We start from the raw sequence: 22,317 nt of genomic DNA, 5'->3' as shown, positions 1-22,317 counted from the left end.
CTAGAGCAGGTTCGGGTGGGTGGCGATGGCCTTGGGCAGACGGATCAGAATTCGCGTGCCCCTGCCCTCGGCTATCGGGCTGGTCGCGGCAATGCGTCCGTTCATCGCCTCGATAAAACCCTTGGATATGGCCAACCCCAGCCCTGCCCCCTTGGTGCGATCAGACGGCGCTTCCATCCGGCGGAACTTGTCAAACACACGTTCCAACTCATTGGTCGGGATGCCCTTACCCTCGTCCTCGATGGAAATCACCACCGCGCCGCGATCCTCATAGGCAGCCAGTTCAATTGCCGAACCATCGGGGCTGTAGGTAATCGCATTCTCCAGAATATTGACCAAAGCCTGCTCCAAAAGCCCCTGATCGATCATCACCAGACTGAGCCGATCGGGAAAATCCCGAACCAGTTTGCGATCACCTAAACGCCGCCCAACCCGCTTGGCAGCGGCGTTCAGCACATCGCGTACATCGATCCAGTCAGTACGAATATTCAGTCCACCGCCTTCCAGTCGTGTCATATCCAGCAGATCGCCGACATAACGGCTGAGGCGCTCGGCCTCTTCGCGGATCGACAATAACAGGTCTTCGCGTACAGACGGTTTCAGCTTGCTGCCCAGTTCGATCAGGGTCGTCGAAGCGCCCAGAACCGTAGACAGCGGCGTTCGCAAGTCATGGCTGACCGAGTTCATCAGGGCATCGCGGAAACGATCGGTCCGGCGCAAGGTCTCGGTTTCCAGCGCCTGACCGGCCAAGTCAGCACGCTCGACCGCCACTGCGCCCTGATCCATCAGGGCCAGAGCCAGTTTTTCTTCGTCCGATCCGGTAGAAAGGGCAGCAGACTCTATGCCTGCCACGCCCACACGGTTCCTGACGCCCTGTAGCGGCTGGAAGGTCCAGCGAACGCGTGGCAATGTGCCAGTACCAAAACCTGCCGGCTCGCCCTTTTCCCACGCCCAGCGTGCGGCCGCCATGGTTTCGGCATCCAGATCGGGCTTGAGCGGCGAGCCAGCAACGAGAGCCAACTCACCTTCCAGAGGCAGAAGGACCACCGCCCCACTGCCTGCCGCGGCCGATGTTTGTTCGGCCAGAATACGGGCCGCTTCGTTGCGATCTCCGATCCCGCTCAGACTCTGGCTTGCGGCCAGTAGCGCAGAGACGGCAGAGGCCCGTCTTTGTGCCGCACGCGCCTGTTCGCGCACCCGCCCCGCGAGTGCCCCCGTTGTCAGGGCCACACCCCAGAACACCAGCAGGGTCAGCACATCCGTGGGCGACCCTATGGCAAAACTGAACTGGGGTTGCAGGAACAGGAAATTATAGGTCAGGAAGGCGACGGTCGCCGCCACCAGCGCCGGACGCAGGCCATAGATGGCCCCCGCCGCCAACACCGCTGTCAGATAGATAACACCCAGATCAACCCGCTCGAACATACGGTCCAGCACAAGGGCCAGACCCGTCGCAACCGCTACACAGAGCACGCCCACGGCATAACCGCGCCAGCCTCCACGGATTCTGAGCGCTGCCTCGCGGTGTCCTTCCGGTACTGTGTCTGCGCCATCGGTAATGATGTGGATGGCGATACCCTGCGCTTGTCGCAACAGTTCGGCAGCCAGTGATCGCCCCAGCCATTCTGACAGGCGGCTATCGCGTCCTTTGGACAAAACGATCTGGGTGACGTGATTGCTGTGGGCATAATCAAGAACCGCCCGCACCACATCGTCACCACTCAGCACAGCCGTGCGCGCGCCCAGTTGCTCGGCCAGTTTGAGAGCATCCGACAGCTTGCCCGCCGCGCTCACCACATGACGCGAAGCCGAGGGCCGGTCCACATGGGCCACAGTCCACTGGGCATTCATCATCATGTCAGACAAACGCCGCCCCGTACGCACCAGTGGTGCAGCCATGGCATCGCCTGTCACCATCACCAGTATGCGCTCGCCCGCCGCCCAGGGGCCGGCCGTCCCCTGCTCTCGCAGGCGGGCTGTCAATTGGTCGTCTACCGTCTGGGCCGCCCGCCTCAGCGCCAGTTCGCGCAGCGCCGTAAGGTTTTCCAGCTTGAAGAAATTATCCGATGCCAGACGCGCCGTCTCGGGCACATAGACCTTGCCCTCGGCCAACCGCTTGCGCAGTTCCTCGGGCGTAATGTCCACCAGTTCGATGTCGTCGGCGCGCGACAGCGCACTGTCGGGCACGCTTTCCCTTTGCCGCACGCCGATAATGCGCAGCACCACATCCGACAGGCTTTCCAGATGCTGGACGTTTAAGGTGGTCCAGACATCAATCCCTGCCGCCAATATCTCCTCGACATCCTGCCAGCGTTTGGGGTGGCGTGATCCCGGCGCATTGGAATGGGCGTATTCGTCGACCAGCAGCAGGTCCGGACGGCGGGCAATGGCCGCATCGATATCGAATTCGAGCAGGGTCCGTTCGCGATAGGTAATGGGCTTTCTGGCCATGACCTCGAGGCCGCGCAGTAGGCTGGAGGTCTCCTTGCGGCCATGGGTTTCCACCACACCCACCACCACGTCCGCCCCCTCGACCTTGCGGCGGCGCGCGGCGCGCAGCATCTCGTAGGTCTTGCCCACACCCGGTGACATGCCGAGAAAAACCTTCAGCCGCCCACGCTTTCGCGGGGCGGCCAAAGTGCCTTCTTTGGGAAGGACGGGGGAGATCATTCGCTTGAGGTGTCCGGTCGGCCAAGGCGCGCATCCAGCGCCCTGTTGGTCAGCAGAACATTGACGCGCGGTTGTCCCAGCACGCCGAATGTACGGCCTTCGATATGGTTCTCGATGACCTCGCGCACCTGTGCCTCCTTGACGCCCCGCGCCTTCGCAATTCGCGAAATCTGGAAAGCAGCGTATTGCGGCGACACATGCGGGTCTAGGCCCGATGCAGAGGCCGTCACGGCATCGGCAGGGATGGCGCCTGTCGGGTTTTCAGCCTTCAGTCTGGACGTATCGTCTTTGACACGCGCTGCCAGATCGGCATTCAGAGGGCCCATATTGGTGCCCGAGGATGCCGAGGCGTCATAACCTTCGCCGGCTGCCGACGGGCGAGGATGCAGATAGGCCGGTTGGACAAAAGCCTGTCCCACCAGAGCCGAGCCGACAACCTTACCGTCCGCATCCTTTACCAGACTGCCATTGGCCTGCGACGGAAAGGCCGCCTGTGCCACCCCCGTCACAGCCAGCGGATAGGCCACCCCCAGCAGGCCTGTGAACAGAACGACCATCACAAGCGCCGGACGAATATGGTTCAGCATCACAGCGCCGCCTTCAGACTGAGGATGACCCGACCGTCATAGGTCTGGCCAAGATCGTGCCCGTCGGTGTCATGATAGCGCAGGTCCAGCGCCAGATGATCCGTCGCCTGCCATGCCGCGCCCAGATTCCACGTCACATAATCAAGGTCCGACGACACCCACTGGTGGCCAACGGCACCCGACACAGTCACCCGTTCATGCGCGGGGTAACTGGCATTGATCTCGGCATAGGTGGCTTCGTCCTCGGATGCTCCGAAGAAATCGGGCGAGTAATAAACGGCTGCGCCGAGGGTGGCGGGCCCAACATTTCGCGATGCGGCGGCCTTTAACTCGGCATAGTTATAGTCGGCCCCGTCAGGCTGTCCGGTATAGAGATAACCGACCACGCCGAGGTCCCAGTTAAGACCTGCGAACCGGGGACGGACACCCGCATAAAGGTCCACCTCGGCATCGGTTTCACCGTCACCGAAATCGACATTCGAGGCCCATGCACCGGTATAGAAAATACCGTGGGTGACATCGATACCGGCCTGAACCGCAGGGTCTTCAAAGGTCTGGCTGACACCGCGAAACGCATAGTCGGAGGCGATAGCCGCATTGAAACCGATCTTGGGCTTTGCGGCCTCCCCGGCTTGGGCTTCGCCAAACAGACCGGCCCCGATCAGGGCTGCGGCACAACCGATGCCAAAGACGGCATTGTTTACGCCCACAACAGGGGCATGGATTTTCTTACGCATGTTCGGATTCCAAAGATGAAACCGCCGCCGTTTGGCCGGTCGGCTCGGACATCGTGCTGGCGCGCTGGAACAGCGTCGCAATGAGCACGACAAGAGAAAAAGCGATCACCAGTCGCACGAGGAAACGGTGGAACGGGCGCATCAGGCCAGACCCAGCGCTGTGATGGCCATGTCGATGAGCTTGATGCCGATAAACGGCGCGACCAGACCGCCCAGACCGTAAATCAGCAGGTTACGGCCCAGCAGCTTGCCTGCCCCGATGGCACGGTATTTCACACCACGTAGGGCCAGCGGGATCAGGGCCACGATCACCAGCGCATTGAAGATAACCGCGGACAGGATGGCGCTTTGCGGGCTTGACAGATGCATGACATTCAGCGCCGCCAGCGACGGCAGACCGACCACAAACATCGCGGGAATGATGGCGAAATACTTGGCCACATCATTGGCGATGGAGAAGGTGGTCAGGGCACCGCGCGTGATCAGCAACTGTTTGCCGACCTCGACAATCTCGATGACCTTGGTGGGGTCACTGTCCAGATCAACCATGTTGCCAGCTTCGCGGGCGGCCTGTGCGCCGGTCTGCATGGCCACACCGACATCGGCCTGAGCCAGAGCCGGTGCATCGTTTGCCCCGTCGCCGCACATGGCCACCAGTCGCCCCTTGGCCTGTTCCGCCTTGATCAGGCGCATCTTGTCCTCGGGCGTCGCCTCGGACAGGAAGTCGTCAACGCCTGCTTCCGAAGCAATCGCCGCCGCCGTCACCGGATTGTCGCCGGTGATCATCACGGTACGCAGCCCCATGCGGCGCAGGTCGGCAAAGCGGGCCTTGACCCCCGGCTTGACCACGTCCTTCAGGTGGATGACGCCGATCAGGGTGTCGTTTTCCACCACCGCCAGAGGCGTGCCGCCCGAGCGAGCAATACGGTCTACGGCCGCGCGAAAATCGGTCGGAGCATCCTGCTCGGCGAGGCCCAGCGACTTGAGCACGGCATCAACGGCACCCTTGCGCCATGCCTGACCATTGGCTTCCAGTCCCGACTGGCGCGTCACCGCGCTAAAGGGGATGGTCTTGGCACCCTCGGGCATGTCGCCCGTAACACCTGCATTGCGGCCCAATTCGACGATGGAACGGCCTTCGGGCGTCTCGTCGGCCAAGGATGCCATGATGGCGGCGCGCATGGCCGCTTCAGGGCGCACACCCGGTACTGGGATGACCTCGGTCGCCATGCGGTTGCCAAAGGTGATGGTGCCGGTCTTGTCCAGCAGCAGGGTATCCACATCACCTGCGGCCTCGACCGCACGACCCGATGTTGCCAGCACATTGACCTTCAACAGACGGTCCATGCCCGCAATGCCGACTGCCGACAAAAGCCCGCCAATGGTCGTCGGGATCAGGGTGATGAACAACGCACCCAGCACAATCGGGTCTAGCTTGATGCCCGAATAGGCACCCAGCCCCAGCAGGGCCGCCACCGCGATCAGGAAGATCAAGGTCAGGCCTGCCAGCAGAACCGACAGGGCCAGCTCGTTCGGCGTTTTACGACGGTCCGCGCCTTCGACCATGGCGATCATGCGATCAAGGAAGGTCGCACCGGGGGCCGAGGTAATGCGCACCTTGATCCAGTCCGAAACCACCGTGGTCCCGCCGGTAACGGCCGAGCGGTCGCCGCCGCTTTCGCGGATGACGGGGGCGCTTTCGCCGGTGATGGCGGCCTCGTTGACCGAGGCGACACCCTCGACGATCTCGCCGTCAGACGGGATGACATCACCCGCCTCGACCAGCACCAGTGCGCCGACCTCCAACTGGTGTGCCGGTGTCGGAACAATGGTGCCGGTATTGGTATCGATGATCAGCTTGGCCTTGGTCGTGACGCGGGCGGCGCGCAGACTGTCGGCTGCGGCCTTGCCCCGCCCTTCGGCGATACTTTCGGCAAAGTTGGCAAACAGCACCGTGGCCCACAGCCATAGCGCAAGCTGCACGGCAAAACTCGCCGCCTGCCCTGAATACACCGCAACCACCGCCGAGAGCGTGGCCAAAAGCGCCACGATCCAGGTCGAAAAGATCACCGGATTTTTAAGAAGTCTTACGGGGTTCAACTTGGCGAGCGCATCCATCAGCGCTCGCTTGAACATAGCCCCATCAAGCCCGCCCCCGACAGAAGGCGATGCAGGAGACGGCGCTTCAGACGGATTTAGAGTGACATGTGTCATGGGAATATCCGCTTGGGATCAGAAGCGGGCCACGACCTGAAGCATGTCGAAATGCTCCACGATCGGACCCAGCGAAAGGGCGGGGAAGAACTGTAGGCCGCCGAGGATCAGGATCACCCCGATCACGAGGCCGATGAACAGCGGACCATGGGTCGGCAATGTGCCCGTGGACGGTGCCAGTCGCGGCTTGGCCACCAAAGCCCCCGCCACAGCCAGAACGGCCATCGCAGGTACAAAGCGACCCAGCAGCATGGCCAGACCCAGTGTGGTGTTCCACCACGGCGCGTTGGCCGTAAGGCCCGCAAAGGCCGAGCCGTTATTCCCTGTCGCCGAAGTGTAGGCGTAAAGGATTTCCGAAAGACCATGCGGACCCTTGTTCAGAAGACCCGCCAAGGCTTGTGGAAGAACCGCTGCTATGGCCGAGAAACCCAGCACCGACAAAGGCACCACCAGCACCACCAACATGGCAAACTGGATTTCGCGCGCCTCGATCTTCTTGCCCAGATATTCGGGCGTGCGCCCGACCATCAGGCCCGCCACAAACACCGACAGCATGGCCATCAGCACCATCACGGCAATGCCCGACCCGATCCCGCCGGGCAGGATCTCGCCCAGTTGCATCAAGAACATCGTCACCGCGCCGCCCAGCGGCATATAGCTGGCATGCATGGAGTTGACCGAACCATTGGAGGCCCCTGTGGTCTGCGTTGCCCAGGCCACGGAAGACGGCACACCGAAACGGTTTTCCTTGCCTTCCATATTACCCATCGATGTCTCGACACCGGCGGCAATCAATGCCGGTGCCGGCTGGCTTTCGATGACATAAAGCGCAGCACCGGCCGTACCCAGCAAAAGCACCGCCGCCATAACCAGTGCGCGCACATCTTTTTGCGCCATGACACTGCGGCCAAAGGCAAAGAAAGCCGCCCAGCCCATCACATTGATACTGATCGCCGTGATTAGGTTGGTCAGAGGTGTCGGGTTTTCCAGCGGGTGGGACGAGTTCACATTGAACACACCACCGCCGTTAATACCCAGTTGTTTAATGGCCAGCTGGCTGGCGGTCGGGAACAGGCTGATCGTCTGCTGGCCACCTTCAACTGTTGTGGCCTGAACCGAGGCTGCCAGCGACTGGACCACGCCCAGACCGGCCAGAACCACCGCCACGACAAAGGCGACAGGCAGCAGCACATAGAGCGTGGTGCGGGTCAGGTCGGCCCAGAAATTACCGACGCCCGCACCGCGATTGGCCAAGAACGCACGGGCCAGCGCCGCCGCAATGGTCGCGCCGGTTGCCGCTGAAACGAAGTTCTGCACCGTCAGACCGACCATCTGGCTAAAGGTCGAGACGGTCGTCTCTCCGCCATAGCTTTGCCAGTTGGTATTGGTGACAAAACTGACCGCCGTATTGAAGGCCAGATGCGGGCTGAGGCCATCAAACCCTTGTGGATTCATCGGCAGCACGCCCTGAAGGCGCAACAGTCCATATAACACCACAAAGCCTGCGAGGTTGAACGCCAGCAGCGCACCGGCATAGCCGAACCAGCCTTGGCTGCGTGTCGGTTCCACCCCTGCGGCACGATAAAACAGGCCCTCGACCGGTTTCAGAACCGGATCCAGCCAGGTCCGCTCGCCATTCCAGACGCGCGACATATAGACCCCCAGCGGCCACGCCAGTGCGACAGCCAGACCGAGGGTCAGGGCGATCTCCGCCCATCCTTGAATATTCATGAACTAACGGCCCCGCTCAGAACCGTTCGGGGCGCAGGAGTGCCGCCACCATATAGGCTGCAATCACGAGGGCACCCGCCCCCCAGAGGATGTTCAGCCACATGCTCACATCCTCTTCAACGCAGCGGCAAGCGCGGCAAAGGCCAGAAATGCCCCGCCGCCGATCGCCAGAAAGATCACATCGGCCATTCCGATACCTCCAGTTCAACTGAGAACCGGAAAAGACGCCTTATGCGCATAAGCAGGCCATACGGATTGGCCGTCGCTCGCATAAGGATTTCATAAAGACTTCTTTGACTTACCCCTGAATAGGTTTCGGGCCGCTTGAGACAATCGCCCAAGCGGCCCAAACCGGCGTTGAAAAATCATATACGACTAAGTTGGGCGCACCCGTATCAGCCAGCATCCGCCAGAGGATGAGCCGGCATCACAATGCCTTCACAGGGCCCAAAACCGATCGAGACATAGCCATCGGCCTTGGCACAGGCGGACAGGCTGATCTGGTCACCGTCCTCGGCAAAGGTGCGTGTGCCACCGGGGATTTCAACAGGCTCTGCACCACCACGGGTGATTTCCAGCAAGCTGCCGAAGCCCGAACGTTCCGGTGCCGAAATTGTGCCCGAACCCAACAGGTCACCCGCATTCAGGTTACAACCGTTGGAGGCGTGATGGGTCACGATCTGGGCGACGGTCCAATACATATTGGATGATGGCCCCTCGCTCAGTTGCGCCGCTGGCATTCCGGCCTTGCGCATGTCCGCGCTGGAAATGCTGACCTTCAGATCAACCGACAACGCACCACCGGCCTGATCTGCATCGCTCCAGATATAGGGCAGCGGCTTTGGATCACCTTCCGGACGCGGCTTCTGGGCCGTGAAGAACGGAGCCATAGCCTCGATGGTGATCACCCATGCCGAGATGGTCGACATGAAGTTCTTGGCAAGGAAGGGGCCAAGCGGCTGATATTCCCACGCCTGGAAGTCACGCGCCGACCAGTCGTTTAATAGGCAGAAACCAGCGACATGGTTCATCGCATCGTCGATGGCAATCGGCTGGCCCAGCGCATTGCCCTGACCGATCCAGACACCGATTTCGAGCTCATAGTCCAGTCGCTTGGACGGACCAAACGAAGGCGCATCAGCTGTGGGTGCCTTAGTCTGGCCGTTTGGGCGCACCACAGGCGTACCCGACACACGGATCGAGGACGCACGGCCGTGATAGCCGATCGGCACATGCTTATAGTTCGGCAGGAGCGGGTTATCCGGACGGAACAGCGCACCAACATTCATGGCGTGGTGAATGCCGACATAGAAGTCAGTGTAATCGCCGATACGCGCCGGAAGGTGCATAGTCACATCTGAGGCCGCAACCAGAAGCGGCTGGACCTTGTCCTTGTTCGCACCCTCCGACAGCAGGGCCGACAGGCTGTGACGCAGCGCCAGACGCTTCGCTGGCGACATATCCATATAGGCGTTCAGCGTGTCCGAGTTCAGCACATCGGTGTCATGCCCCCCCAGAAGGCCAGCCGTAACAGCGGCCTTCACATCCAGAACATAGTCACCGATAGCCACGCCAATACGCGGCGCATCACCCCTTACCGAGAACACACCAAACGGCAGGTTCTGGATCGGAAAATCCTTGTGACCATTGGCAGTTTCCACCCACGATTTCAGATCAGCTGAGTGGGTATGGTCGATTACTGGACGGCTCACGCTTGGGGATTCCCTTTTTCAAAGTTCGACCAGACATCGTCATAGTCGAGCTGCATGGTCGGGCTGTTCATGGCGAAGTCGGTCGTGCGGATCACGGCGCGGCTTTCGAACATGAAGGCCATGGTGTTTTCTTGTTTGTGCGGCTTCAGATTGGCATTGACGGCACCGTCATAGCTGGCCTGATCCGGCCCGTGACCGCTCATCTGGTTGTGCAGCGAGGCACCACCCGGGCTAAAGCCGTCGGCCTTGGCGTCATAAGCACCGGTGATCAGGCCCATGAACTCGCTCATCACATTGCGGTGGAACCACGGCGGACGGAAGGTGTGCTCGGCCACCATCCAACGCGGCGGGAAGATCACGAAGTCACAGTTGGCTGTGCCAACCGTATCGGTCGGGCTGGTCAGGACCGTGAAGATCGACGGATCGGGGTGATCGAAGCTGACCGTGTTGATGGTGTTGAAATGGCGCAGATCATAACGATACGGCGCAAGATTGCCGTGCCATGCCACCACGTCGAATGGCGAGTGATCCAGCGTCGTGGTCCACAAACCGCCTTGATATTTCTGAACCAGTTCAACCGACGCATCCACATCTTCATAGGCCGCCACCGGCGTCTCGAAGTCGCGCGGATTGGCCAGACCATTGGCACCGATCGGGCCCAGATCCGGCAGACGGAACAGCGCGCCGTAGTTCTCACAGATATAGCCGCGCGCCGATGCGCCCTTCAGCTCCACCCGCAGACGCACGCCACGCGGAATGACCGCAATCTGCTGCGGCTCAAGGTCGATTATGCCGAACTCGGTCACCAGCGTCAGTTCGCCCGCTTCCGGCACGATCAGCATTTCGCCATCGGCGTTGAAAAAGACGCGCTCCATCGAGCGGTTACAGGCATAGACGTGAATACCGATACCGGCCCCTGCCCCTACATCGCCATTACCGCCATAGGTGATCAGGCCATCGATGAAATCGGTCGGCTCGGTCGGGATCGGCTGGGCGTTCCAGCGCATACGGTTGGGCGACGGTGGGGCGGTAAACGGTGCCGTCTCCAGCGGGCTCTTCTTAGCGTAGGGCTTGAAGGCACCGTGATTGGCCGACGGGCGCAGACGGTAAAGCCAGCTACGGAAGTTTTCCTTGCGTGGTGCCGTAAAGGCCGTGCCAGAAAGCTGTTCGGCATAGAGACCAAACGGCGTCTTTTGCGGCGAGTTCTGACCCTGAGGCAGGGCACCGGCAACGGCTTCGCTGGCGAAATGATTGCCAAAACCGACCATGTAGCTGCGGCTGTTAGGGGTTCCCATCAGCGTCCCTCCATTTAGTTTCATTTGAAACCAGTTTGACGAAGCGCACATACGGTGTCAACTGTGGCCCGATGCAGAACACCGCTCCCTTTCGCCTTGACGACTTCCTGCCCTACCTTTTGTCGGTTGCTACCAATGTGGTCAGTGATGCCGTGTCTGCGACGTACAGCACGTCGCACGGGCTCAAGACGCCGGAGTGGCGTCTGCTGGCCGTTCTAGCCGAAGATGGAGCCATGACGCCTCTCGCCATCGGACAGCGCACCCGCATGGACAAGGTGACAGTCAGTCGGGCGGCTATGTCCCTGATCGAGCGTGGCCTGTTACGGCGCACGCCCAATGCGGCAGACCAGCGCTCTCACCTGCTCAGCCTCACCCCCTCGGGCGAAGCGCTCTATAAAGAGGTCGCACCCCAGGCCTTGGCCGTCGAAGCGCGTATTTTCGACGGCTTTACCCCCGAGGAAAGGCAAGCCCTCTGTTCACTGCTGATGCGCGCCCAACAAGCCGCCGCACCCGAGGGTTGAGGGCCTATTTTAAAAGTTCCGACAGGGCGCGCGCGCATTCCACTACACAGGTGCGAGACTTCTCAATGTCCAGATTATTCAGGGCCACAACCCCGACACTGGCCTCGATGCCACTAAAGTTCCCGCCCGGCAGAATAAGTGGGCTGGCGACACCAACCGCACCCGGCTGAATCTGACCACGCGAAACGCTGACGCCCTCGTGGCGTGCCAGACGCACCTCCTCGCTGTCCAAATCAGAAGGCGGGCGGCTGGAGAGAATCGCAATGCCTGCCGCACCCAGTGTCAAAGGGTGACGGCTGCCAATGCGATAAGTGACATGCAAAATACTACTGTCCGCATCCACCACATCGATCGGCACACAGTCATTGCCTTCGGCAATAGAAATGAAAGCCGAAGCGCGAACCTGTTGCGATAGATCCTGTAGAAGCGGGCGGGCGATCGAGCGCAAATGCGGCGCGAAACGCGACGACAGCGGCAAAAGACCCGGCCCCAATATGGCCCGTCCGCCCGGTCCCTTCATCACAAGTCGGTGAAGCTCCAGCGTCTTTACAAGCCGATAGGTGATGGCGCGATGCAGCCCCATACGCACCGCCAGTTCGGCCACCGTAAGTCCATCGGGTGACAGGGAAATCGTATTCAGAGCCTGCAAACCACGGTCTAAAGTCTGAACGATATTGGGATCTTTGCCCCCTTCTTCGCCCATGTTTTCCGAACCTGCCTTGCCAGCAGCCATATCGCGAATCCCCGATCAAAAATTGCGTCTGCAACCCTAGCACCAAGCAGGTGTCTTCCGCCTGTGTCCATACAAGCCGCTTGACATGGATCAAAAATAAGTTCGATTTTAGATCAACAACGCTCGATAAACGAGCATATAGTAAATTTTGAGGGAGAGGCATGGACGGTCAAAACATCAACAGCGCAACTATGGCTGTTGGAGGCGGTTGCCCATTCACTGGCTCGAATACGAAGGTCGGCGCGCCAAAATCTAAATGTCCGTTCGACAGCACTCCGGCGGATTTCGACATGTTCGAAGGGCCGTACCAGATCGATCCGGCAGAGGCTCTGCGCTGGTCGCGTGATCGCGAACCGGTCTTCTACAGCCCCAAGCTGGGCTACTGGATCGTCAGCCGGTACGAGGATGTGAAGGCGGTATTCCGCGACAATGAAACCTTCTCTCCCTCTGTCGCTCTGGAGAAGATGACGCCCAATTCGCCCGAAGCGAATGCGGTCCTCGAAAAGTACAATTACGGCATGAACCGCACCCTCGTTAACGAGGACGAACCGGCGCACATGGAGCGCCGTCGCGTTCTGCTACATTCCTTCCTGCCCGAGGAGCTGGCCCACCACGAGGAAATGGTCCGCAAGATCACCCGCCAATATGTCGACCGCTTTGTCGATCGCGGAGAGGTCGATCTGGTCGAGGACATGTTGTGGGAAGTGCCGCTTATTATCGCACTCAACTTCCTCGGTGTCCCCGAAGAGGACATGGACACCCTGCGTGAGTATTCCATCGCGCATACGGTCAACACCTGGGGCCGCCCGACGCTGGAAGAACAGGTCGGAGTCGCAGAAGCCGTTGGTAAGTTCTGGCAGTTCTCTGGCGAGGTGCTGGAGAAGATGCGCAAGAATCCGAATGGTCACGGCTGGATGGACTATTCGATCCGCAAGCAAAAAGAGCTACCGGAAGTTGTTACCGACTCCTATCTGCACTCGATGATGATGGCCGGTATCGTGGCGGCCCACGAAACCACCGCCAATGCCTCGGCCAATGCCTTCAAGCTTTTGCTGGAAAACCGCGCCCTGTGGGAATCCATCTGCGCCAATCCGGCTCTGATCCCCAACGCTATCGAAGAATGCCTGCGCTTCTCGGGTTCGTTCGTGGCATGGCGCCGCAAAGCGATTAAACCCGCCGTTGTTGGTGGCGTCGACATCCCCGAAGGGGCCAAGCTGTTAATCGTCATGGCCTCGGCCAACCACGACGAGCGCCATTTCGAAAACCCCGACGAGCTGGATATCTATCGTGACAATACAACCGATCACCTGACCTTCGGCTATGGCAGCCACCAGTGCCTCGGCAAAAACCTCGCGCGCATGGAAATGCGTATCTTCTTCGAGGAACTGACAAAGCGCCTGCCACACATGGAACTGGTGCCGAACCAGAAGTTCGAATACCTGCCCAATACCTCTGTGCGCGGGCCGGACAATCTGTGGGTTCGTTGGGATCCGTCCAAGAACCCCGAACGCACCAACCCTGAAATCCTCGGCAGCCGCTATCCGATCAAGATCGGTCCGCCGTCGAAACAGGATCTGTCGCGCGAAATGCGCGTCGAGACACTGGAACGTATCGGTGACAATATTCTGGGCGTGACCCTGAAAGACCCGAACGGCAACGCCCTGCCCCGCTGGAGTGCGGGTTCGCATATCGATTTCGAGGTCGGCGATTTCAGCCGTAAATACTCGTTGTGCGGCGAAGCGGGTGACAACAGCACCCTCAAGGTCGCCATCCTGCGGGAAGATAATGGTCGCGGCGGTTCGCTGCACATTCACCAGACCCTGCGCGAAGGCATGTCAGTGCGCATTCGCGGCCCGAAGAACCACTTCCGCCTGAATGAAACCCACGACGACTATGTGCTGATCGCGGGCGGTATCGGCATCACGCCGATCATCGCCATGGCGGATCGCCTCAAATCGCTGGGCAAGCCTTACCAGGTCCATTATGCGGGCCGGGCACGTGCCAATATGGCCATGGTCGGGCGTTTGATGCGCGACCATGGTGCTGTCACAAGTTTATATGCTGGTGACGAAGGCCAAAGCCTGGATCTGGCGGCCACGGTCGCGGGCATCGGCGCACAAACCCATATCTATTCTTGCGGACCAGAAAGCCTGCTGACCGCTCTGCAAGATTTGATGGAGCCGATGGCAGATCGCCTGCACATCGAACACTTCTCGGCCGTGGCCACTGGCCTCGATCCCGAGAACGAAACCGCCTTCGAGGTCGAACTTGCCGATAGCGAGCGCACCCTCACCGTGGCGGCCAATGAAACCCTACTGGATGCGCTCGAAGCCGCCGGTATCGATATCCAGAGCGACTGCCGTGAAGGCTTGTGCGGTAGTTGCGAGGTCAGGGTTCTGGATGGCGAGGCAGATCACCGAGACAAGGCCATGTCTGCGGCCGAACACGCCACCAGTGATCGTCTGATGTCCTGCTGTTCGCGAGCCAAGAAAGGCAGCCGTCTGGTTTTGGCACTTTAATACAAATACCCGGGCAACAAGAGGCTTAAGTCTCGAAAATTAATAAAGTAAATGCCCAAGCATTCTGTCCGGTCAAAAGCCGGACAGGGGAGAGAAAATGAACAAACGCGTAAATCTCATGGTGGCGAGCACAGTCGGCACCACATTGGAATGGTACGACTTTTTCGCATTCGCCATGTGTGCGGTGCTGGTCTTCGACAAGCTGTTCTATAACACTGCCGATCCGTTTATGGCCACTTTGCTGGCTCTGGGCACCTTTGCGGCGGGCTTCCTGGCCCGTCCCTTGGGCGGCATTATCTTCGGCATTCTGGGCGACAAAATCGGGCGCAAGCACGTGCTGGTTGTCAGCCTTTTGATGATGGGTTTCGGCACTTTTGCCGTTGGTCTGCTGCCGACCTATGAAACCATCGGCATTGCAGCCCCCATCCTGCTGCTCGTTCTGCGTATCGTACAGGGTATTGCTGTCGGCGGCGAAGCCACCGGCGCGATCCTGATCATTTCGGAATCCATGCCCTCGCACCAGCGTGCCTTCTGGACCAGCTTCACCATGTTTGCCGGTCCCCTCGCCAACGTGCTTGCCGCTATGGTGATCCTCATCGTCCAGCGCATTTATGGTGATCAGGGCTTCCTAGAATGGGCATGGCGTATTCCGTTCTTCCTGTCGGCCCTGCTGGTCTTCCTCGGCTTTTGGACCCGCCGCAAGGTGGAAGAATCTCCCGAATTTATCGCCATCAAGTCCAAGCGTGAGCACGTTGAACATGCTCCTTTGAAGGAATCCTTCGTCACCAGCTGGCGCCGGATGCTGACCGCCTTCTTCCTGAAGGCGTCGGAGAACACCTTCCTATACATCTTCAGTACCTTCCTCGTTCTGATGGCAACGACCTATCTCGGCTTCAGCCGTGGTCCGGTCATGAATGCGATCCTGTGGGCTTCGCTGGTCGAGGTTGTCGTCGTTCTGTTCGCAGCTGCCGCCGCTGACAAATTCGGGCGTCGTCCGATCCTGTTGATCGGTTTGGGTCTGTCGGCCATCAGCAGCTTTGCCCTGTTTACCCTCAAGCCGGGTGAAACCTCGCAGACCGAACTTCAGCTGTTCGTGATCCTGTGTCTGGCATCGCACGGTGTCATTCTGGGGGCCATGGCCGCCTTCATGGCCGAGCTGTTCCCGACCCGCATCCGTTTCACCGCCCTGTCGACCAGCTATCAGCTGGCCTCGGTAGCCGGTGGCTCGATCGCCCCGATCCTTGGTGCCATCCTGCTGAAAGTCACCGGTAGCGGTTTGGCCGTAGCCATCTATGCCACCGTCATGTCGATCCCGGCACTGATCGCCGTCCTGCGTACGCCGGAAACCCGCGACAATCCCGCGGTTGAACCCGACGCCCCTGCCATCAAGGCAAACTGACGAAACGGCTCTCCCCGAAGACGTGACTGCGCCTTCGGGGAGACCGGCCTTCGTCCCACTATAAAATCATCCGAGGAAACCCCGTTATGACGTCCACCTTTGTGTGGCGCGGTTCCACCTGCGCCCTTGCCCTTCTGACTGCCTGTGCCATTGCCCCTATGGCCAGCGCCCAGACGGCTCCCCAGTCTTCTGCGGCTCCGGTCTTTGCGCCCATGTCCTATGATGACGACTTCTCGCATATGGCCGATCCGGTCCTGCGGGATTCCATGTGGGCCAAGCTGAAATACATCCCCATTGGAGATCAGGCCTATCTGACGCTCGGCGGTGAAGCGCGTATCCGTACCGAAACCCGCGAACACTTGAACTTTGGCCGTGGGGTCGAAGATGACGGCTTTGATCTTCAGCACCGCCTGCGCCTGTGGGGCGACCTGAACATCACGCCAAACTTGCGTGTGTTCGGGGAGCTTCAGGCCACCGGCACCAATGGCGACAATGTTCCCACCCGTAATCCCGTCGATCACAACCGTCTGGATGCCCACCAGTATTTCGTTGAAGCCAGCACGACCTATGGTGACAATGGCACCGTTTTTGGTCGTCTCGGCCGTCAGGAAATCTCGATTGGCAAGGGTCGCCTGTTCGATCCACGAAACGGCCCTAATACCCGCCGTTCCTATGACGCCCTGCGCGTTCAGGCCACAAACGGTAACTGGCGCTATGGGGCCATCGCCGGCAAGACGATCCGAGAAGTCGCCGGTGACTGGAACAATGAAACCAATGACGGTTTCAAGTTCTATTCCGCCCATGCTGCCCGCAGCATTGATGGCTTTGCCGGTACGGGTGAAATCGAGTTTCTGTATCTGCGGACAGAACAAGACACAGCCCGTGTCGCCGACTTCGCTGGCAAGCGCGACACGTTCTCGGTTCGCGTCGGTGCCCGCAAGGATGCGCTGGCCTATGATGTCGAAGCCATGCTGCAAGGCGGCGAGACGCTGGATGGCAAGGATGTCGAAGCCTGGTTCCTCGGTGCCGAAGCCACCTATCAGCTTAAAGGCGCATGGAACCCTCGTCTGGGTACCCGTTTCGAGTTCGGTTCGGGCGACAAAGACCCTAACGACAACACGTCCCAGACTTTCGACCCGCTATGGGGCCGCGGCCAGAGCTTCACGCCCGAGTTCGGCTATTCGAACATGATGCAGGCGGGCGTGAACGTGAATGTGAACCCGATGCCGAAACTCTCGGCCAATATCGGTGTCACCGTCTTGCAGCGCCTGTCCAAGGACGATGGCGTCTATAACCTCGCCCCTGCCCTGATGCGCGGTGCCTATGAAGGCCAGTCGCGCGATGTGGGTCTGCGGACCACCACGCGCTTTGACTACACCTTCAATCCCCACGTATCGGCAGGCTTCCTGATCAACCACGTCAAGGCCGGTGATTTCCTCAAGGAAACCGGCAGCAACGAAGATCTGTTCTACACCTCGGTCTTCGTCACCACCCGCTTCTAGGAACCAGAAAATCGTTGGGCCTCAGGCCCAACGATTTGCTTTCCATACGGAGTGGCCGCCTTCGCTCACAGGTTTAGGCTGCGGGATAACCCGCCGTATCCAGCGCTTTCAAAACATCTTCGCGGCTGGCAGACGTCTCGACCGTAACCTGTTTATTAACAGTATCCGCGTCAACCTTGGCGTTTGCATCGATCGAGACGATAGCTGCGGTGATGGCTTTTACGCATCCGCCACAGGACATGCGTGCGATAGAAAACTGCATAATCAACTCCATTGCCTCCTATTGGGCCACCACCGGATACGGCTTCCCATGGTGGTAAGGTCAAGGGACATTATATACCGTTTTCACGCTTGACCTTCCAACGATGGGAAGCCCTAGCTTCCTTGCGAGATCGAACAGAAGCTGTGAGGAAACGCTATGAACACCCCGGCAAAAACCGGCCCCGCATCGTTTAATACTATCAGTCTGCCCATCGAGGGCATGACCTGCGCGTCCTGCGTCGGCCGCGTCGAGGCGCAGTTGAACAAGGTCGCGGGTGTCGAGAAGGTCAGCGTCAATCTGGCCACCGAACGCGCCGAAATCCACGCCGACAGCACTGTGGACCGCACGGCACTGGTCAAGGCGGTCGAGACTGCTGGCTATAGCGTTCCCGCCTCTTCCGTTGAACTGGCCATCGAGGGCATGACCTGTGCCTCGTGCGTCGGCAATGTCGAGCGCGCCCTGAAAGCCGTTTCGGGCGTAACAAATGCCACCGTCAACCTTGCCACCGAACGCGCCACCATCAGCGGCACCGTCGATGCCGACACCCTGATCAAAGCCGTGGCCAAGACCGGCTATAGCGCCCGTCTGGTGGATAATGGCATCGATCAGGCCGACGAACAGGCCGCCAAGAAAGACGCCGAACAGGCCGCGTTAAAGCGCGACACCCTGATCGCGGGTCTTTTGAGCCTGCCCGTCTTTGTCTTGGAAATGGGATCGCACATGATCCCTGCCGTGCATGATCTGGTGATGAACACCATCGGCATGCAGAACAGCTGGTATCTCCAGTTCGCCCTGACATCGCTGGTACTGTTCATTCCGGGCCTGCGTTTCTATCAAAAGGGTATTCCGGCGCTGTTGCGTCTGGCCCCCGACATGAACTCGCTGGTGTCGGTCGGCACCATGGCCGCCTATCTGTATTCGCTGGTGGCGACCTTTGCCCCGCAACTGCTGCCCAGCGGCACGGTGAACGTCTATTACGAAGCCGCCGCCGTCATCGTCACCCTGATCCTTGCCGGACGCTTCATGGAGGCGCGCGCCAAGGGCCGCACCTCCGAAGCCATCAAGCGTCTGGTCGGCCTTCAGGCCAAGACCGCCCGCGTGCGCCGCAATGGCCAAACGCTGGAAGTCGCCATTGCCGAGGTCGTCCCCGGCGACATCGTCGAGGTACGCCCCGGCGAGCGCATGCCCGTGGACGGTCAGGTGATCGAGGGCGACAGCTATGTCGATGAATCCATGATCACCGGCGAGCCTATACCTGTGGCCAAAACCGTCGGCAGCGAAGTCGTCGGCGGCACCGTCAACCAGAAAGGTGCGCTGGCCTTCAGCGCCACCGCCGTGGGTGGCCAGACCGTTCTGGCCCAGATCATCCGCATGGTCGAACAGGCCCAAGGCTCCAAACTGCCTATTCAAGCCATGGTGGACCGCATCACCATGTGGTTCGTGCCTGCGGTTATTGGCGCGGCACTGCTGACCTTCCTTGTCTGGCTGGTCTTCGGGCCTTCGCCTGCCCTGACCTTTGCGCTGGTCAATGCAGTGGCGGTTCTGATTATCGCCTGCCCCTGTGCCATGGGTCTGGCCACGCCGACCTCGATCATGGTTGGCACTGGCCGTGGTGCTGAAATGGGCGTGCTGTTCCGCAAGGGCGAGGCCCTGCAACTGCTAAAAGACGCCAAGGTCGTCGCCGTCGACAAGACCGGCACCCTGACCGAGGGCAAACCCGCCCTGACCGATCTGGAAGTCGCCGACGGGTTTGAACGCGACACCGTTCTGGCCCGCGTGGCTGCCGTCGAGGCCAAGTCCGAACACCCCATCGCCCGCGCCATTGTCGATGCCGCCGAAGCGCAAGGCCTGACCCTGCCCGCGATTGCCAAGTTTGAATCCGTCACCGGTTTTGGCGTCAAAGCCGAAATCGACGGCCATCGTATCGAGGTCGGTGCCGACCGCTATATGGAAAAACTGGGGCTGGATGTCGGTGCCTTTGCCGCAACCGCCGAACGTCTGGGCAGTGAAGGCAAGTCGCCGCTCTATGCCGCCATTGATGGTCGTCTGGCCGCCATTGTCGCTGTGGCCGATCCCATCAAGGAATCGACGCCCCGCGCCATTGCCGCCATGCACGAACTGGGTCTGAAGGTGGCCATGATCACCGGCGACAACCGCCACACCGCCGAGGCTATCGCCCGTCAACTGGGCATCGACCTTGTGGTGGCCGAGGTCCTGCCCGAAGGCAAGGTCGAGAAGGTGAAGGCCCTGAAGGCCGAATACGGCAAGCTGGCCTTTGTCGGTGATGGCATCAACGACGCCCCTGCACTGGCCGAGGCCGATGTCGGCATTGCCATTGGCACCGGCACCGATATCGCCATCGAGGCCGCCGATGTGGTGCTGATGTCCGGCAGCCTGACCGGTGTGCCCAATGCCATCGCCCTGTCGCAAGGCACGATCCGCAACATCAAGCAGAACCTGTTCTGGGCCTTTGCCTATAATACGGCCCTGATACCGGTTGCCGCGGGTGTGCTCTATCCGGCCTTCGGCATCCTGTTGTCGCCGGTGTTTGCTGCAGGTGCCATGGCGCTGTCTTCGGTGTTCGTACTGGGCAATGCCTTGCGCCTAAAAGGCTGGCAGCCGCCCGCAAACGCCCAATAAAAAAGGAACGCAGGACATGAATATCGGTGATGCAGCCAAAGCCTCGGGCGTCTCGGCCAAGATGATCCGCTATTACGAGCAGACGGGCCTGATCCCGCCTGCGGATCGTACCGCATCCGGTTATCGGGACTATTCCGACAAGGATGTGCATGTCCTGCGCTTTATCCGCCGTTCGCGTGATCTCGGCTTTTCGGTTGCCGAGATCACCGAGCTTCTGGCCCTGTGGCAGGACCGCAGCCGCCAGAGCGCGGACGTCAAAGCCCTGGCCCGCGCCCATATTGCCGACCTGCGCCAGAAGATCGAAAGCCTTCAACAGATGGCCGATACCCTGCAAACCTTGGCCGACTGCTGCGCAGGTGACCACCGCCCCGACTGTCCAATCCTGACCGATCTGGAAGTCGGCAATGATGGTCATTCCGCTTTGAAACCGACTACGGGCGCGATCTGATCAAACTATACTGGCCATGGCCCGCTTGATCGGAACACGCAGAGCCAGCAGCAATAAGGCACTGCTCCCCACCACAATGGCGTGCAACATCCAGAAATTGGCAGCCGACATGGTTTCCATTCGCGTCCCCACCCATCCCACCAGATTATTCGCTGCGAACAGGTGCAGATAAAAAATACCTACGATGGTGGCACCAATAGCCTGCGGAGCCATGCGAACATAGAGTGCCAGCGCCACGGGCACGAGGTGTGCAAAACCTACGCTATTGATGATGTGGAACGCTACCGCCCACCACAGGCTGATCTTTCCTCCGCCCGAGGACTGGGCAGCGAGCGACAACAGCAAGAAGGCAATCACCGTCACCACCGCACCGATCACCAGCTTGGTGATCTCTACGGGTTCAGGCCGATGACGTGACCACCACCGCCAGAACAGTACAGTCAGGGCCAGCATGGCCACAGATGCCACGGCATCAAAGGTAATCAACCAGCTGGTCGGCATGGTGCGGCCGAACAATGCAAAATCGAAGCTATTCTGCGCCCATATCATATAGGCGTTGAAGATCTGCTGGTTCCCCAACAAGGCCAAGGTCAGAACGGGCAACATAACCATCAAAAGGCCCAACATCTTCCAGTCTGCTCGCGTCATTGGCACACGCTCTTGCGTCTGTGTTTTCGAACGCTGTGGTTCTTTGGGTAAATGGCGCAAACCCGCCACATAAACCGCCAGTCCAATAGCCATCCCGACACCAGCCGCCCCAAAGCCATAGTGCCAGCCATAGACCTCACCCAGCGTGCCACATACCAAAGGTGAGGCGATCACACCGGCACTGATGGCCAGATAGAATATCTGGAAGGCATCGGCGCGGGCATTGTCGCCCTTGCTGTAAAGCGAACCGACCTGAATCGCGATATTGCCTTTGAAACAGCCCGTACCCACGGCAAGGCAAAGAAGCGCCCAAAGGAACGACACGTCAAAAGCCATCAGAAAATGGCCGAGCGTCATCAATATCCCGCCCAGCAGAATGGTGCGGGTTCGCCCCAGCCAACGGTCGGCAATCCATCCGCCCATGACCGGTGTCAGATAGACCAGCCCCGTATAGATGCCAAATATAGCGGACGCCAAAGCCTGTATCGAAAGCGGTCCGTAAACACTCTCCAGAATGGCCCGAAACTGGCCGAAACCGGCAACATTCTGGATATGCTGGGGCTGTAACAACTGACCCACCAGATAGAGGACCAGAAGGGTCTGCATGCCGTAGTAGGAAAACCGTTCCCATGACTCGGTAAAGGCCAGATACCAAAGCCCCACCGGGTGACCGAACATCCTGCGCCCCGGCTTATACGG

Annotated in this window: 18 protein-coding genes; 6 read left to right on the top strand and 12 right to left on the bottom strand. The window is 59.9% G+C overall.

The genetic code is table 11. From position 1 onward, the window contains the following. From WEU32_RS06750 to hmgA, 9 genes are all read right to left on the bottom strand, one after another. The gene (locus WEU32_RS06750; protein WP_406853328.1) at nucleotides 1–2,670 is read right to left on the bottom strand and encodes a DUF4118 domain-containing protein; all 2,670 of its coding nucleotides are present in this window, start codon (nucleotides 2,668–2,670) and stop codon (nucleotides 1–3) included. Beyond that, nucleotides 2,667–3,257, bottom strand: a complete 591-nt coding sequence (gene kdpC / locus WEU32_RS06745; RefSeq protein ID WP_406853327.1) for a potassium-transporting ATPase subunit KdpC — start codon at nucleotides 3,255–3,257, stop codon at nucleotides 2,667–2,669. Before kdpC ends, WEU32_RS06750 begins: the two co-directional genes overlap by 4 nt. Then, nucleotides 3,257–3,994, bottom strand: a complete 738-nt coding sequence (locus WEU32_RS06740; protein ID WP_312137430.1) for a TorF family putative porin — start codon at nucleotides 3,992–3,994, stop codon at nucleotides 3,257–3,259. Before WEU32_RS06740 ends, kdpC begins: the two co-directional genes overlap by 1 nt. Next, the gene (locus WEU32_RS06735) at nucleotides 3,987–4,136 is read right to left on the bottom strand and encodes a hypothetical protein (protein WP_312137432.1); all 150 of its coding nucleotides are present in this window, start codon (nucleotides 4,134–4,136) and stop codon (nucleotides 3,987–3,989) included. Before WEU32_RS06735 ends, WEU32_RS06740 begins: the two co-directional genes overlap by 8 nt. Beyond that, nucleotides 4,136–6,208 (bottom strand): potassium-transporting ATPase subunit KdpB, encoded by a 2,073-nt coding sequence (gene kdpB, locus WEU32_RS06730; RefSeq protein ID WP_406853326.1) that lies wholly within the window; start codon nucleotides 6,206–6,208, stop codon nucleotides 4,136–4,138. The genes WEU32_RS06735 and kdpB overlap by 1 nt, the downstream gene beginning before the upstream one ends. Nucleotides 6,209–6,226: 18 nt before the next feature. Then, on the bottom strand, nucleotides 6,227–7,939 hold the full coding sequence (gene kdpA / locus WEU32_RS06725; protein WP_406853325.1) for a potassium-transporting ATPase subunit KdpA: 1,713 nt from the start codon (nucleotides 7,937–7,939) through the stop codon (nucleotides 6,227–6,229). Nucleotides 7,940–7,955: 16 nt separating this feature from the next. Beyond that, on the bottom strand, nucleotides 7,956–8,042 hold the full coding sequence (locus WEU32_RS06720) for a potassium-transporting ATPase subunit F (RefSeq protein WP_406853408.1): 87 nt from the start codon (nucleotides 8,040–8,042) through the stop codon (nucleotides 7,956–7,958). 292 nt (nucleotides 8,043–8,334) lie between these two features. Beyond that, entirely contained in the window at nucleotides 8,335–9,651 is a 1,317-nt protein-coding gene (fahA, locus tag WEU32_RS06715; RefSeq protein WP_406853324.1) for a fumarylacetoacetase, read from the bottom strand. Then, complete coding sequence (gene hmgA, locus WEU32_RS06710; RefSeq protein WP_406853323.1) at nucleotides 9,648–10,946, bottom strand: homogentisate 1,2-dioxygenase; 1,299 nt, start codon at nucleotides 10,944–10,946, stop codon at nucleotides 9,648–9,650. The genes fahA and hmgA overlap by 4 nt, the downstream gene beginning before the upstream one ends. Before the next feature lie 35 nt (nucleotides 10,947–10,981). On the opposite strand from hmgA, the gene WEU32_RS06705 reads away from it, so the two are divergent. Next, nucleotides 10,982–11,467, top strand: a complete 486-nt coding sequence (locus WEU32_RS06705) for a MarR family winged helix-turn-helix transcriptional regulator (RefSeq protein ID WP_406853322.1) — start codon at nucleotides 10,982–10,984, stop codon at nucleotides 11,465–11,467. A gap of 4 nt (nucleotides 11,468–11,471) precedes the next feature. Here the strand turns inward: WEU32_RS06705 and WEU32_RS06700 are convergent, their stop codons facing one another. Continuing rightward, nucleotides 11,472–12,200 carry a helix-turn-helix domain-containing protein gene (locus WEU32_RS06700; RefSeq protein ID WP_312137441.1) on the bottom strand — a complete coding sequence of 243 codons (729 nt, stop codon included), beginning with the start codon at nucleotides 12,198–12,200 and terminating at the stop codon, nucleotides 11,472–11,474. A gap of 161 nt (nucleotides 12,201–12,361) precedes the next feature. Here WEU32_RS06700 and WEU32_RS06695 point away from each other — a divergent pair, with 161 nt between their 5' ends. The 3 genes from WEU32_RS06695 to WEU32_RS06685 all read left to right on the top strand — a co-directional run bounded on the left by WEU32_RS06695 (nucleotide 12,362) and on the right by WEU32_RS06685 (nucleotide 17,620). Then, nucleotides 12,362–14,719 carry a cytochrome P450/oxidoreductase gene (locus WEU32_RS06695; RefSeq protein WP_406853321.1) on the top strand — a complete coding sequence of 786 codons (2,358 nt, stop codon included), beginning with the start codon at nucleotides 12,362–12,364 and terminating at the stop codon, nucleotides 14,717–14,719. 97 nt (nucleotides 14,720–14,816) lie between these two features. Beyond that, nucleotides 14,817–16,118, top strand: coding sequence for an MFS transporter (locus WEU32_RS06690; protein WP_167177816.1), 1,302 nt, complete (start codon nucleotides 14,817–14,819; stop codon nucleotides 16,116–16,118). 86 nt (nucleotides 16,119–16,204) lie between these two features. Beyond that, nucleotides 16,205–17,620, top strand: coding sequence for an alginate export family protein (locus WEU32_RS06685; RefSeq protein WP_406853320.1), 1,416 nt, complete (start codon nucleotides 16,205–16,207; stop codon nucleotides 17,618–17,620). Between the two features lie 73 nt (nucleotides 17,621–17,693). Here WEU32_RS06685 and WEU32_RS06680 read toward each other — a convergent pair whose 3' ends face one another. After that, a complete protein-coding gene (locus tag WEU32_RS06680; protein WP_406853319.1) occupies nucleotides 17,694–17,882 on the bottom strand; it encodes a heavy-metal-associated domain-containing protein in 189 nt (62 codons plus the stop codon). Between the two features lie 156 nt (nucleotides 17,883–18,038). Here WEU32_RS06680 and WEU32_RS06675 point away from each other — a divergent pair, with 156 nt between their 5' ends. Then, entirely contained in the window at nucleotides 18,039–20,522 is a 2,484-nt protein-coding gene (locus WEU32_RS06675) for a heavy metal translocating P-type ATPase (RefSeq protein ID WP_406853318.1), read from the top strand. 16 nt (nucleotides 20,523–20,538) lie between these two features. Beyond that, nucleotides 20,539–20,970 carry a Cu(I)-responsive transcriptional regulator gene (cueR, locus tag WEU32_RS06670; RefSeq protein ID WP_406853317.1) on the top strand — a complete coding sequence of 144 codons (432 nt, stop codon included), beginning with the start codon at nucleotides 20,539–20,541 and terminating at the stop codon, nucleotides 20,968–20,970. Here cueR and WEU32_RS06665 read toward each other — a convergent pair whose 3' ends face one another. Beyond that, complete coding sequence (locus WEU32_RS06665) at nucleotides 20,971–22,296, bottom strand: peptide MFS transporter (RefSeq protein WP_406853316.1); 1,326 nt, start codon at nucleotides 22,294–22,296, stop codon at nucleotides 20,971–20,973. It abuts the gene before it with no gap. Between the last annotated feature and the right edge of the window lie 21 nt (nucleotides 22,297–22,317).

This window comes from Brevundimonas sp. BH3 (assembly GCF_045345115.1).
Classification (GTDB): domain Bacteria; phylum Pseudomonadota; class Alphaproteobacteria; order Caulobacterales; family Caulobacteraceae; genus Brevundimonas.
The sequence above is the reverse complement of the archived record's forward strand: the minus strand, read 5'-3'. Positions and strand labels throughout refer to the sequence as shown.